At 39.2% G+C, this 13,280-nt stretch carries 10 protein-coding genes and 4 pseudogenes; 7 read left to right on the top strand and 7 right to left on the bottom strand.

Annotation, left to right across the window (positions count from 1 at the left end; translation table 11 throughout):
* The first annotated feature begins 411 nt into the window (after nt 1-411).
* Nucleotides 412-2,154 (top strand): DUF4145 domain-containing protein, encoded by a 1,743-nt coding sequence (locus AC5WOF_RS13630; protein WP_496050493.1) that lies wholly within the window; start codon nt 412-414, stop codon nt 2,152-2,154.
* 457 nt (nt 2,155-2,611) lie between these two features.
* Nucleotides 2,612-3,607, top strand: a pseudogene (locus AC5WOF_RS13625) (Tn3 family transposase); the annotation flags it as partial.
* A 94-nt stretch (nt 3,608-3,701) separates the two neighbouring features.
* On the opposite strand, the pseudogene AC5WOF_RS13620 reads toward AC5WOF_RS13625, so the two are convergent.
* A pseudogene (locus tag AC5WOF_RS13620) lies at nt 3,702-4,001 on the bottom strand (Tn3 family transposase); the annotation flags it as partial.
* A gap of 82 nt (nt 4,002-4,083) precedes the next feature.
* Between AC5WOF_RS13620 and AC5WOF_RS13615 the strand changes: the two are divergent.
* Nucleotides 4,084-4,899 (top strand): hypothetical protein, encoded by an 816-nt coding sequence (locus AC5WOF_RS13615; RefSeq protein ID WP_496050492.1) that lies wholly within the window; start codon nt 4,084-4,086, stop codon nt 4,897-4,899.
* Between the two features lie 414 nt (nt 4,900-5,313).
* Here the strand turns inward: AC5WOF_RS13615 and AC5WOF_RS13610 are convergent.
* From AC5WOF_RS13610 to AC5WOF_RS13600, 3 genes and pseudogenes are all read right to left on the bottom strand, one after another.
* Nucleotides 5,314-5,511, bottom strand: a pseudogene (locus AC5WOF_RS13610) (VOC family protein); the annotation flags it as partial.
* Between the two features lie 12 nt (nt 5,512-5,523).
* The gene (locus AC5WOF_RS13605; RefSeq protein WP_496050491.1) at nt 5,524-6,078 is read right to left on the bottom strand and encodes a DUF6022 family protein; all 555 of its coding nucleotides are present in this window, start codon (nt 6,076-6,078) and stop codon (nt 5,524-5,526) included.
* 123 nt (nt 6,079-6,201) lie between these two features.
* Entirely contained in the window at nt 6,202-6,786 is a 585-nt protein-coding gene (locus tag AC5WOF_RS13600) for a TetR/AcrR family transcriptional regulator (RefSeq protein ID WP_496050490.1), read from the bottom strand.
* 346 nt (nt 6,787-7,132) lie between these two features.
* On the opposite strand from AC5WOF_RS13600, the gene AC5WOF_RS13595 reads away from it, so the two are divergent.
* Together AC5WOF_RS13595 and AC5WOF_RS13590 are read left to right on the top strand one after the other, a co-directional pair.
* Complete coding sequence (locus AC5WOF_RS13595; protein WP_496050489.1) at nt 7,133-7,996, top strand: SPFH domain-containing protein; 864 nt, start codon at nt 7,133-7,135, stop codon at nt 7,994-7,996.
* A gap of 13 nt (nt 7,997-8,009) precedes the next feature.
* Nucleotides 8,010-8,165, top strand: a complete 156-nt coding sequence (locus AC5WOF_RS13590; RefSeq protein ID WP_496050488.1) for a type II toxin-antitoxin system antitoxin — start codon at nt 8,010-8,012, stop codon at nt 8,163-8,165.
* Nucleotides 8,166-8,571: 406 nt separating this feature from the next.
* Here AC5WOF_RS13590 and AC5WOF_RS13585 read toward each other — a convergent pair whose 3' ends face one another.
* Entirely contained in the window at nt 8,572-8,760 is a 189-nt protein-coding gene (locus AC5WOF_RS13585) for a hypothetical protein (protein WP_496050487.1), read from the bottom strand.
* A gap of 86 nt (nt 8,761-8,846) precedes the next feature.
* Here AC5WOF_RS13585 and AC5WOF_RS13580 point away from each other — a divergent pair, with 86 nt between their 5' ends.
* Entirely contained in the window at nt 8,847-9,197 is a 351-nt protein-coding gene (locus AC5WOF_RS13580; protein WP_496050486.1) for an ArsR/SmtB family transcription factor, read from the top strand.
* 242 nt (nt 9,198-9,439) lie between these two features.
* A pseudogene (locus AC5WOF_RS13575) lies at nt 9,440-10,176 on the top strand (SDR family NAD(P)-dependent oxidoreductase).
* A 1,077-nt stretch (nt 10,177-11,253) separates the two neighbouring features.
* Here AC5WOF_RS13575 and AC5WOF_RS13570 read toward each other — a convergent pair.
* Nucleotides 11,254-12,393, bottom strand: coding sequence for an FxsB family cyclophane-forming radical SAM/SPASM peptide maturase (locus tag AC5WOF_RS13570; protein ID WP_496050485.1), 1,140 nt, complete (start codon nt 12,391-12,393; stop codon nt 11,254-11,256).
* Nucleotides 12,394-13,002: 609 nt separating this feature from the next.
* Nucleotides 13,003-13,182 (bottom strand): hypothetical protein, encoded by a 180-nt coding sequence (locus AC5WOF_RS13565; RefSeq protein WP_496050484.1) that lies wholly within the window; start codon nt 13,180-13,182, stop codon nt 13,003-13,005.
* Nucleotides 13,183-13,280 lie beyond the last annotated feature (98 nt).

Genomic DNA, 13,280 nt, shown 5'->3' with positions numbered 1-13,280 from the left:
CGAGGTTTTTATATCTTCATAATAAGCAGCAAATATTGGACATCATCATTTAACTTTATTGTCCAGCATGGAATCTTCTTGTGGTAAGGGATTTCCCTGATCTTTCCCATATGTTCGAAATATCCTCTAACACATATGCAATTTTCCTTGTAAGTGAAACAGCCAATATAAACTGCTTTGCCATTCTTACAATCTCTAACATCCCATTTTACTGGATCATGCAAGGTAACACCTTGGTGGTATTCCATCATTTTCACTGACAACTGAAATTCCTTAAAAGTTATTCTGTATACGAACCAATTCATTTCATTTGAAAGTATAACAAAGATAACCAAATGTGGTATTATTAAAATTATTTGAATTTGCTAAGAATCAACATGTAGGCGGTGAACAACACGAACGGTGGACAACATGAACAGTAATTTTGATCGATTGACAGATAAATGGCAGTCGCTTGGTAAACTAGGACAGGAAGCGGAACAATATGTAACTAGTGATCCGAGTGTAGCGTTATTTAAACTCCGGTTATATGCGGAAAAAATGACAGATGAGATCCTTCGTTTTGAGGGGATTGATCCCCTAGAAATGGACAATCAAGTTGATAAACTGGGTAAACTAGAGGAAAAACAACTATTACCCGCAGAAATATTGCTAATGTTTCACAATATCCGTAAAGCAGGCAATAGAGCGGCACATGCAGGAGAAGGTACAAGCGAAGAAGCTAGTATACTACTGGAGCAGGCGTCTTGTCTTAGTTCATGGTTTGTAGAGCGTTATGTAGAAAACAATCATTCGTTTGGTAAATTCAGACGAGAAGCAGAACAATACGTGACTAGTGATCCGAGTGTGGCGTTATTTAAACTTCGTGTATTTGCAGAAAGGATGATAGATGAGATTCTCAATTTAGAAGAAATAATTGTCTTAGAAACGGATCATCAAGTTGATAAACTAAGTAAACTAGAGGAAGAACAACGATTACCGGCAGAAATATTGAATATCTTTCACAATATTCGTAAAGCAGGCAATAGAGCGGCACATGCAGGAGAAGGTACGACCGAAGAAGCTAGTATACTGCTGATGCAGGCGTCCGATCTTAGTTCTTGGTTTGTAGAGCACTATGTAAAAAATAAGGGTAGTAAAGAGATGAAACCCCATGGTAATACACAGGAACAAACTCCTATAGGAGAAAATAAATCTCCGAGTTTCACTATGTTAATGATTTCCCTTACGGCTTTTATTCTGTTGGAGGCGTTTATTGGGATATATTTTGGCGTTGGATGGGCCAGCGGTGCTGCGATCATCTTTATCATCTACATATTGAGTCTTATAAAGTTGGATAGAAAAAGACATCTCTTGATAGGTTGTATGCTTTGGTTTGTTTTCTTGATTGGTGTACTAGGGCTACTCATACAGTTAGAGGTTATAAAAACTTCGTCAAGTTCGGATATTGATTACTCTTTATATCCACCCAGTGATGCAACAGAAAATACAGAGACTATAAAAACTGCGTCAAACGACTCTATCCATTTCGATTTATATGATGATTTTTTGGATGATTACAATTCGACTTTGTATATAAACAATAAACTCATTACTATTCCAGATAATTCTGTTGCCGAGGATATTAAGATTGGCTCCAATATTCATGCAGAATGGACCTTTCCTTGGGGTCAAATGAAAAGTGATACACAGCGTGTAGAAAAACCTGAATCCATGGTAATTTATCCAAAGGCAGATCCACAGTTGCAAAAGCAACTGACTGATTTTTTTAATAAATTCGCCAAACAATGCGTTCAGTCAAAACGGGAAGATAACTCTGATCTTATTACACTTGTGTCAGGAGATATTGGCGATATGTGTGAAGGTGTATCTTTTTTTGATCATAATGAGAAGTTAATTGAAACAGGAATTGATTTTAAAAATTCAAAACCTGTGATCTATGAGTCCTTATTTTCCGATCCTGTGCTTGTTTTTAAATTAAGTGCTTATATCAAATACGAGACGGACGGAGAAATAGAGACCTTGGATGGTGGCTTGCGACTTGTTTATGACAAAATAAAAAAAAGTTGGTCCATAGATAGTTGGTCAACTGATTTGCTTGATCAGGGTGAATACGAAGAAAATCCGGATACTGTCATCACCAAGTTCGAATGATTGGTACGCTGTTCTGAGAAAACCAAAAGACTCATGTGAGTAATTGGTGCTGTTTGTTAATTGTGATTGATATATAAAAAGAAGTAATGTTAGGACCTCACTTAGTGGTCGGATGACTCGGCAACGCTGTAAAACTTTCCGATCAGTCAAGATGAAGGACTACCCTCTTCAAAGGCTCCCCACTGGTTACCGAATTTATTAAAGTGTAGAAGTCAGCATGGGTTGCGAAAATCTACACTAAGGAACTGATTTAGTAAAAATAAGCTTTTCGTCTACTCTTAGACATACTGAAATAGAAATTTCTAAGAATAATGGGTTGTTTTCCCTTCTCTTAATCCGATATACTCAATTTACATCGTAGAACTACAGCTCTACGATGTAAATTCGCTTGACGTAAGTTTATTACAAAATATTGCTGATACCTCTATAAAAGACAGCTCTTTCAGGGGTACGACCACCAAAACAACTAGCTTATCTGAAACGAGAGATCGCTAACCGTTGGTGGATGACCGACTTCATCGACATATTAAAAGAAACCGATTTAAGAGTTGGATTTACGGAACACTTTCAAACATTAGCAACTCATGAGCGGCTAGATCCAAAAACCATTCAAAAACGCTTATTACTATGTCTTTTTGGTCTAGGAACCAATACAGGGTTAAAAAGAGTAGCCTCTGGTAATGCTGATGTGACCTATAAAGACTTGCTATACATCAAACGAAAATATATCTACAAAGATAACGTAAAGGCAGCAATTGAACACATCGTAAACGCCATTTTAGCAGATCGACGGGAAGAAATTTTGGGGAAAGGAACTACTTCTTGTTCATCCGATTCTACAAATATGGCTGCCTATGATCAAAATCTAAGAACCCAATGGAACCCACGCCAACGTGGACCAGGAATTTCTGTCTATTGGCATGTGGAGGAAAAATCCATGTGTATTCATTCGTCCGTCAACACACCCAATTCTTCTGAAGTCGCCGCGATGCTCCATGGATTACTGAATCACAACACCGACAAAGAAGTCGAACGAAATTTTGTCGATACACATGGGCAAAGTGAAGTGGGTTTTGCTTTTTGCTATCTGCTTGGTTTTAAACTCATGCCACGACTAAAAAACATTCATTCCCAGAAATTGTACCGGCCTAAGATTGGAGTCCATTATACTCATTTGCAACCTGTTCTTGTACAAAAGGCAATTGATTGGGATTTAATTTGTAGGCAGTATGATGAAATAGTAAAATATGCAACTGCTTTACGATTAAACGTAGCAGACACGGAGGCCATCTTAAAGCAATTTTCTAAAAACAGCTCCCATCCTACCTATAAAGCTTTACAGGAGTTGGGGAAAGCGGTAAAAACTATCTTTTTATGTGAATACCTCCATGTAGAAGAAGTGCGTATCGAAGTCCACAGAAGCTGCCTTTGTAAGGAAGAGCAGCTTCTTTGATAGGATTAGCGACAAATAATTGTACTAAAAACACAACAAATAGCAATTAAATCTACAGAATAGATCGAAAAGTAACAAATCATTTTCCGATTTCTTATAAAGCCAGTCGTTGATCTAAATCCATTCGAAATTCACCGTATGGATTGATATGGTTGTAAATAAGAGGAGTAAGAGCTCGATAGTCTTCTGCTGCCATCTGGTCCACCCATTCTTTTTCTTGCAGGACATGTTGGATTTTAAGCGTATTGATATATACTAAGCAATTTTGCAGTAAGTGGAGACTAAGGATGGCAATTTCCTGCTCTTGAGGTTGATTTTTTTGGATTTCTCCCCCTTTTCCATAAAAGATAAAGTCACCACCAGAATGCCAGTTTTCCACGACATTTAGTCCAGCTTTGTATATTCACAATAACAAGAGATTTAAAAATATGCTATTCTATAATTAACACCCAACGACTTTTCCTATAGGGGGAATCGTGAAGATCATTCGTGCGACTGACGAGTATGCTGCCCGTGCCATCTCGGCTGCTGTGACGGTCGAGGCCACCTTCGGTGGGTCGGACAAGGTTGTCCGCGGCACGATGGCGACGCTTGGAGTGGGTCTGCCGGATGACAACCGTCCTCTGCCCATTCTGAAGAGCAACACAACTATTCTGATCACTCACATCGATCTCGGAACGCTGTTCTGGGTTTCGGATCTTCTCGGAATCCGTCCGAACGCTCCCGAGTTCTGGGAAGCCGAGCGGTTCATCACTTCGAACGGATCGCATCACCTTCATGAGCTGAACGATGTTACCCGTTATCAGCTCCTCGCGTATTGGGCGTACGCGGAAGAACTGTGGGGGAAGCCGACCGTTCCTCACAAAGAGGATGTGACCGAGCTTGTCATGGAGCACATCGAGGTGCTTAACCGCATTATCGGAGGTGACCATGATCTTGTTGCTCAAGGGATCGAGTGGGACCAGAAGCGGTGGCAAGCCGTGGAGGAATGCTTGGTCGAAGAGGACAACAAGGTTCGAGTCTTCGAAACCGAGCAGGTTTTCTGCAACGCAGCGTACTACAGCCCGGAGCGTGAGGAGATCATTCCCGTGATCGTGACGTTGAACACGTCACGGGGTGCCATCATCATCTCATGTGCAGATGGTAGCTTCGACTGCGGTGCTGTCGCTAGGCTCATCTGGCCCGAGGGTGGCGGTGGCAAACAAGGAATCGGGGGTTCCCCACGTGATCAAATCATGACGGAGTCGGACCTCACCACTGTGGTGGAGAAGATTCGAGAACTCATGAACTGAACAACAAAGTCGCTGGGAAGGTAACTAGAAGCATGTAGGATTGCTACTAGTTACCCCCAGCAAATTATAGTCATAATATTATGACTATAATTCTCCATAGTAAGAAACCCTCCGAAATTTAAAAAGATGTAGTATTGATATATACTAAACATACTCACTGTCACAAAAAGGATCAATCCTTTTTGTGACACTACATATCACTTTGAAATTCAATCATTTTCCATTTATTGGCCAAATTGCGTTTCGCGACACGGATGCTGGTTCTAGGCCCAATAGGATGGACTCATTTTGTCGATCTCCTTTTCAGCTTTGAACTCTGCTATATTTTAAGAATAATTGAAATATAATGTGAAATACCGCATTTTAAAGTTGTCTATGAAGGAATTTTTTTCGTCAACGCTTATTTCGATCTACTTAATGATAGACTTCAACCGTAAAATTACTTGGTGCTTCAACATAAAACGTCCATGTATGCAATTGTGTTGGAGGTTTTATTGAAAATCTATCTTCTTTTAAACGTTGATTGATAATCACTTGATCTTTGCTTACTTGACCGAACCCCACATGAAAAGTTTTTGGATATTGAATCGATGACCCACCTGATAGAGTGAGGTGAAGGATAAACTATTGATTCTTTTGATTGGCTCTTAACTGAGCGATATAAACATGGAATTCAGGAAGGTTAGCAAAATCAAATGCTGCATACCGTTTGGACAGAGTTGCTACAACTTCATCTTTGGTTGTTTCTTCTAAAACAAAGACAGACGGTTTTGTTGGTACGCGAAACTGTGTATGATCATGTGGCAAAACAGTGACGATGATTCCAAGTGGCTCATCAGTTTCATGTTCATACAATGTACTCCACATGCAGCGATACTGATCTGTTTCTTCTGGGTTTGTTCCCCATTCTCTCGAAATTTCCATATCACCAGGCAGTCGGGTAGAAACTCGTAGCCCAGCATCTTTCAACTGGGAATGGATTTTTTGGTAGAGGAAGTTTAAATAAGTTCCATACGAAGGTTCACCTACGGTTGCAAATGCATGGTCCAACTGTGCTTTCTTCTCTGTTAAGATAACATCCCAGTTTTCGGTTACATGATTTTCTAGAAATTGGCTAACAGCAAAAATTTTGGCTCTATTTTGATTTTTTTCGAGATAGGAAACAAGTGTTGCAGTCATGACACATCACTCCTGAAAGAGATTGGCGTTTCCGCCTCTTCTATCTACCAATGGATGATAGAGACAATAGACAGCAGGAATAAATGATAGTTATTAGTCACTAACATTTCTAAGCAAAAAAAATTAAGTGATACCACGGCAATAGGTTTGCACACAATGTTGGATAAAATCTTCCTTTGAATACGTAATAAATTGGTTTCCTAGGAATGTGAGAGAAGCAAAATATCCAAATAAGAAAGTTAAGAAAGAGATTGCTTGTTTATCTGGGTCTTCGATCTTTGCTTTCTTTTTTTCACACATCACTTGAAAATAGTGAGCTAAGGATTGTTTTAGTTTTTTTGGATTATGGGAGACATGATGACTTAACTCTGGCATTGTCGTTCGTTCTTGAACAGAAATAAGGAAAATAGAACGGTTTGCTTCCATTTGATCCAAATAAGTCGAAGCGATTAGATACAAATCTTTTTCCAGCTCCCACGTAATTTGGGTTTCAAAAAGATTTTGAAATGACGTAACAATGGAGTGTTTTTCAATTGCGGTTTCCAATAACCTTTTTTTCGTCTCAAAATGCCGGAAAATCGTCATTTCGCTTACTTGTGCACCTTGTGCAATTTCTTTAATGGTAACTGCTTTAAAACCTTTGTCCTTCATCAGTTGTATGGCTGTCTGTAAAATGCGGTCTGCGTTGCTTGTTTCTGATTTTTGCATCATTCCACCACTTATCAATGCTAGTTATTAGTAACTATCATTATCATAGCACAATATGGCGAGAAGTCGAGATATTGAATTCAAGGTTTAGTAATTCTTGTTTTTAAACGAATTAATGACGTAAAAGTTAATTTTCATGACGTTTTCGTCTCTTCACGTGTAAGGTAGTCGGCTAAGTTGTGTCTAAAATATGTCTTGGTGTGTGTTTTTCTTCTCTGGATACGGTGATCCCTAGAATATGTCCTGTTTTTACACGTATCTCCCCGGTGCCCCTATTTACTTTGTCTCACAATCGCTTTATAATGATATATAAATGATATCATTTATATATCACGGAGGGGTCAGAATGACGGAAAAATCAATTTTTAAAATCAATGGTTATGCAGCACTAATCATTGCACTAGTATGTATTGTTGGTGGAGTTAACTTAGTTAGCCATTCCTTTTCATTTGGAGGAGAAGCAAGCGGAATCGTGGTATTCATTTTAGGTTTGATTATTTTCACAAGTTTAACTATCGTACAGCCAAACCAAGCAAAAGTATTAACGCTCTTTGGTACGTATAAAGGTGTCATTCGTGATCAAGGATTGTGGGCAACGATTCCTTTCACTTTTAAACGAAGCGTATCGTTACGGGTCACCAACTTTACAAGTGAACGATTAAAGGTAAATGATTTAGAAGGAAATCCAATTGAAATTGCCGCAGTGGTGGTTTATAAAGTAAATGATTCAGCAAAAGCGTTGTTTGATGTTGAAAACTATGTAAAATTCATTCAAATCCAAAGTGAAACGGGAATTCGTCATATTGCAAGTAGATATGCCTATGATTCGTACGAAAAGGAAGGAGAAAACACCCTTACCCTCAGACAAAATAGTGATGAAATAGCAGAGGTTCTTGTACATGATTTACAAAAGCGAATGGATGTTGCCGGTGTCGATATTATTGAAGCGCGGATTATGCATTTGGCCTATTCTTCCGAAATAGCTTCTGCTATGCTGCAAAGACAACAAGCGAATGCCGTTTTGTCTGCTCGTAAAGTGATAGTCGATGGGGCAGTAGGGCTTGTAAAAGCAGCGATTGATCAGCTTCAAGAACAAGAAATTGTCGAGTTGGATGAAGAGAAAAAAGCACAGATGGTCAATAATCTGATGGTAGCCATTGTTTCTGAGAAGGGAACACAGCCTATTATTAACACAGGCAGTATCTACTGAGGTTGTGTCGTAAATGAGTAAACGAAAAGCATTTCCGCTTCGAATTGATCCAAAACTATATGAAATACTAGAAAAATGGGCTCAGGATGATTTGCGAAGTGTGAATGCTCAAATCGAAGTCATTTTAAAAGAAGCAGCAAAAAAAGCGGGAAGAATGAAAAAAGAATAAAGTTTTTTACCCGTTTATGATCCCTTAAACCGAAATATGGAAAACCCATATAGTTTCCAATCTCTTAATAAAGGAGTTAAGGAGCAGTCAAACAGGAAATCGGAATATAGTGAAAAAATTTAAATCTATTATTTTACTCCTGGTGCAAACATAGTTACCGTTCATATAACTGGTACTCTGGAACTGAGAAAAATAATGAAGATTGGCACATCTTCAGATAAAACAGAGTGTTTCGTGTTTCCTAAGAAATTCTAGAAATTGCTCAGTAAAGGTGCAACGCAGTGATATGTTCGAGTAAATTCCCTCTGCCGATGCTCCAGCTTATCTTTATATCTAGCTCAAAGAAGCTGATTTACACTACCTATAGGATAGTGAAAATCAGCTTCTTTCCTCCTAAAGAAAACATTTAGATAAAGAAGATTAGTGCTAGAAATTGTTGTTTTGAATGGCACAGGTTAGGGATAATAACATTCATGGCTGTACCATCTAAAAACACCATGAACATCCCGATTACGATTGCGAACAATTGTCCCAAAATTGGTTTGATAGATAAATTATCGTTTGCAGGTATATCTGACATTGAAGTTGTTGTCATAAGAGTACCTTCTTCTTATTTTGGAATGATCAAATGATATGCCAATTTTTTTTGGAATGTAAATTAGTTTGTGTTATACTTCTCTTATGGAAAATAACTTTTTAGCATTTGCAAAAAAATCAGCGGCACTAGGTGATCCAATTCGTTTGGAAGTTCTGAACTTAATTGCTAAAGGGCATGATGATACTTGTGAGTCTCCGCCACATCCAGAATATCCACAGGCAATTTGCCCTTACCTAGATATTCATAAAAAGTTAAAAGATATTTCACCATCAAAATTGTCTTACCATCTCAAACAATTGCGCGAAGTGAATTTAATTAAGGAACATAGAAAAGGAAAGAGAGTGTACTATTCTGTAAACTCTTCGGTTCTCATTCAATACTTAGAAGAAATGCAGAAAAATTTCATTTCCAAAAATTGTCATATACGATTGTGATGAAAGAGGCATAGGTGGTATGTTCATCGCCGATTTGTACATTTTGGAATAAATAAAAAGAAATTGCTCTAGGATGTGTTTGAAAACCAATCATTGAGTCAGTTTGAAAATAGAAGCAATATATACAAACGACAAAACAGACTTGTCTAATTTGTCATAACACGTGACAACTCTATGAAAATGCCTCCATTTATGCCGAATTTAGCGAAAATCAACTCATAATAGTAAAAGGAACGATAGAGATGAAAAACAAAGTAGTTTTTGTGACTGGTGGAACAAGTGGCATAGGAAAAGCAGCTGCTATCTCCTTAGCAGCAAAAGGTGCCACAGTTGTAATCGGAGCTCGTCGAGAAAAAGTGGGACAAGAAGTTGTTAATGAGATTCAAATGAGTGGTAACAAAGCAGAATTCGTCAAATTAGATATTAGTCAGGAAGAAAATGTGAAACAAGTTATTCAATCCATTATTGATAGACATGGAAAACTTGATCTTGCAGTAAATAATGCGGGTATAGCTCAATTACCTACTGCTTTGATCGAGACAAAAATGGAGGTTTTTCAAAATGTGTTACAAACAAATGTACTTGGTACATTTCTATGTATGAAATATGAAATTCAACACATGTTGAAAAACGAAGCTGGGGCAATCGTTAATGTCTCTTCCATCACAGGGGTTAAAGCTCTTGCTTCATCTACAGCATATTCAGCATCAAAATTTGCAATCGAAGGGCTCACCAAATCAGCAGCTTTGGAAGTAGCTTCTCAGAATATAAGATTAATTCAATTGCCCCAGGGCCAACCAAAACAGAAAAAGCGGAACAACTAGATGAAACTCGTCTCACTCATTTAACCAATATGATTCCAATGAAACGAATAGGTTCGTTAAAAGAAATTGTCAACGGTATTTTGTGGTTATTATCCGATGAATCCTCGTTTGTTACAGGTTCCACCCTTGTAGTAGATGGCGGAGCTACGCTTTGATCTATTCTTCAATTAGACATAAGGGCTGGAAAAAAGAATGACAAAACCTTTGGAACTACTTATAACGATCATCTGGTAAGAATGAACATCTTCAGATCAAAAAAAGGGGGCAACACACCAGTCGGACATTGCCTTACTAGGGAACCTGATCTGAATATTTTTTTAGGATCTTCCGAACACCATGATTCGAATTTTTTTCTTCCAAGAAGACTCAAATAAATAAGTGGCCCCTTTTTTCTCCAAGCTGTCAGCATGTAGAGGGAAACGGGACAATTCTATCCTTTTTTCCTTTACCTTGATTCACTCGAATCTGGCATCGTTGAAAATCCACGTCTGTTCAACTTGATAATGGCTTCATAATAGTTCTTCATCTCATCCTCTGTTGGTACATAAGGCAATTTCTTATTTGTCTTTGGCGCACTTCGATTTCCAACTCCGTACGCTAGTGACGGAATATACTCATAAATCTGGTCCCTCTTTACGAAGATATTTGGCAGCTCCCGCGCTTTCTTTTGATGGATTTTTCGGGAAGTTGAGTATAAAACTTGCATCACCAAAAGTGTTTTGTTTTTCGTTTCCTAACCATATATAATGAAATAAGAACCCATAGCCAGTAGATTAGAAAAGGAGAAATCTGGCGTGGGAAGTAAGAATCCTAGAACCAAGAAGGTTCCCAGGATTTCGAATCTTCGAAGGGAAATTCAGATGTCATCACCTCTGACATCTCTGGACGCGCCGTCACGCGCCGAGATCGGAGAGGTTCTCAGGCAGAGCGAACATCCTGTTCTGCTCCTCCTCGCTGAAGGACTCGGCTGTGGTCGAGTAGGAACCTTCAGTCTTTTCCAGAGCAGGTCCCGTCGGGGCCGTGAGGAAAGTTGAGGGATCTCTAAGAACTAGAACTCCTACTAGGTAGGAAATCGCCCCCTCTCCAACGGAAATTGGAGAGGGGGCGATTGTATTTTATTGAAAAAGATATATATAAGAGCAAAACTAGTAATAAAATAGTTAAATGACTACCCCCCTTGAACGAACATACAAGGGGGGTCTGTTACCTCTCACACCTATTTCTCTGATGTATTAGAGGGGGATATGTGCAATCTCACCTTGAAGACGGTTCGAGATATGCACGATGATTCTTTGCAAATCATGACAGTAGACGGACCGGTTAAGAAAACCGTTTGTTTCTTGGTAACGATGGGGGTAATAGCCACCACCACACACCGTTTTCAAATAGCATACCTGGCATTCAGGTCCCAGTGCTTTTAGGCCGATTTGACGAGCAATGACACCTGGGTGTTCTAGAGCCTCGTCAAAATCGTGATGATGCACATTCAGTCCAGTCTCAGGCGCACCTTCGTAGGTTGACTTGAGTGCATCGACCTGTTGGATGGTTCCATCTGTTTCGACAACGATTCCTGCGTATGGAGAGAGACCCAGCGACTCGATCGTACTGGGTTCCCCCAGGAGCAGATACATGATCTCCATAAAGTAACGGATCTCTGGTCTGTACTCAGCTTTGTCATCAAACCATCGATCAAACAGTTTGACAAGCCAGTCCCCATAGAGAGTAGAGGTAGATGGCAATCCCGGTGGCGGATCAGAGTGATTGCCAAGTGGCAGCAAAAAGTCCATGGAGGGTGGATTGAATCGGAGCAGTGATTCATAGACTTCGACTGGATCGTTTTCTACGTCGATCACACAAAGGATACCGTTGTATACCTCAGGGTGTTGCTTAAGTAGCTCTAGACCCATTGCTGTCCTCTTCCATGTAGATCTTCCAACATGGTTCACTCGATGGCGGTTGAATGTATCAGATCCACCGTCTAAACTGACTCCAATACCAATATTCTCTGAAGCCAGTTTTCGAATAATTTGCTCAGTGAGTAGTGTCCCATTGGTTTGGATAACCACAATAACAGAACACTGCTCACCAACAGCCTCACGTACTTTTCTCACGCACTTGATGAGTAGCTTCCATCCAGCCATCAATGGCTCACCACCATGAAGGACCAGTCTGATGCTGTCCAACTGATGGGTGTGTACGTGCTTTGCAATACGCATGGCTGTGTCAGCGATGACTTTTTCAGACATAGTCACAGGGCGACGCTGATAGCTCTTGTCTGCTTTTTCGTAGACAAAGCAATACGTGCATGCAAGATTGCATAGTTCATATATCTTCAGCACGAATTCCCTGAATGCATATGCTGTAGGTGACATTTTCTCTCTTTCTACTATCTAGATCCATCCCTACCAAGTATAGAGAATTGCTAGATTAGTTGGAATAATTATAACATAATTTGTGGTGCTAATTGAAAATCTGATTGATTCATTTGGTACTGTTCCATTTTTTAGAATCGTTCAATAAACGAGAACAGAAGAAGCAAAAAGAATTGCTTCCAAAGCAAATTCATAGCCGATTAGAGTTAGGCTTTAAATGAGTAAGGCGAAATACATCGCAAAAGAAGCAAACAAAGTTTCCATTTGTTTTCTACGAGAGTGAAAAAACAGAGGAAGTTTAGGTGGATAAGAGTGTTCAGTCGCTGTTTGCTGGTTTTTATATCTCATATTGTTATATAGGATCAACCAAGAATGGTCTCACAGTAAAAAGCATGTCGAAAGACCAAAAAAAGCCAGTCTAATAAGGGATACTGGCTTTTCATCTGCCCCAATGATGCCCGCCATTTGCCCGCGGAGTACTATACATTGAGACGAAAATAAAGGACACAATAAACATTGATTTTCTGGACTTATTCGTACATAAAAAACAGGTAAAAACTGGCGAAGGAATAGGTAGAAGATTTTTTGAAAAACTAAGACTAACCAAAGTTATGTTTCTACATCAATATCCAATCGAAAACGTAATGGTGGATCTTCATCTTCGTTCCAATTTCGGTATCGGGCTGCGGGGGAGGCCCATGATTCCGCATGAATAAAAGATTCCACCTTACCTAATTGTACCTCAGACAAATGAGTTTCCAACAAATCGTACAACCAACAAGTAGACATCTAATACCCTCCCTTGCGGTGTATCTATAGTATCACCTTACGAATAGAAGGTATGTCTTACACATTTTAGAAAGACCGTATTTCCGGTCTTTTTTCTT

This window comes from Shimazuella sp. NTD250, from assembly GCF_059510375.1.
This window is presented reverse-complemented; position numbering and strand designations above follow the sequence as displayed.

What these genes read in the sequence shown, in the direction of transcription:
- AC5WOF_RS13595 (WP_496050489.1), top strand. Translation starts at nt 7,133, where the DNA reads ATGACGGAAAAATCAATTTTTAAAATCAATGGTTATGCAGCACTAATC.
- AC5WOF_RS13585 (WP_496050487.1), bottom strand. Translation starts at nt 8,760, where the DNA reads ATGACAACAACTTCAATGTCAGATATACCTGCAAACGATAATTTATCT.
- AC5WOF_RS13590 (WP_496050488.1), top strand. Translation starts at nt 8,010, where the DNA reads ATGAGTAAACGAAAAGCATTTCCGCTTCGAATTGATCCAAAACTATAT.
- AC5WOF_RS13565 (WP_496050484.1), bottom strand. Translation starts at nt 13,182, where the DNA reads ATGTCTACTTGTTGGTTGTACGATTTGTTGGAAACTCATTTGTCTGAG.
- AC5WOF_RS13600 (WP_496050490.1), bottom strand. Translation starts at nt 6,786, where the DNA reads ATGCAAAAATCAGAAACAAGCAACGCAGACCGCATTTTACAGACAGCC.
- AC5WOF_RS13630 (WP_496050493.1), top strand. Translation starts at nt 412, where the DNA reads ATGAACAGTAATTTTGATCGATTGACAGATAAATGGCAGTCGCTTGGT.
- AC5WOF_RS13605 (WP_496050491.1), bottom strand. Translation starts at nt 6,078, where the DNA reads ATGACTGCAACACTTGTTTCCTATCTCGAAAAAAATCAAAATAGAGCC.
- AC5WOF_RS13580 (WP_496050486.1), top strand. Translation starts at nt 8,847, where the DNA reads ATGGAAAATAACTTTTTAGCATTTGCAAAAAAATCAGCGGCACTAGGT.
- AC5WOF_RS13570 (WP_496050485.1), bottom strand. Translation starts at nt 12,393, where the DNA reads ATGTCACCTACAGCATATGCATTCAGGGAATTCGTGCTGAAGATATAT.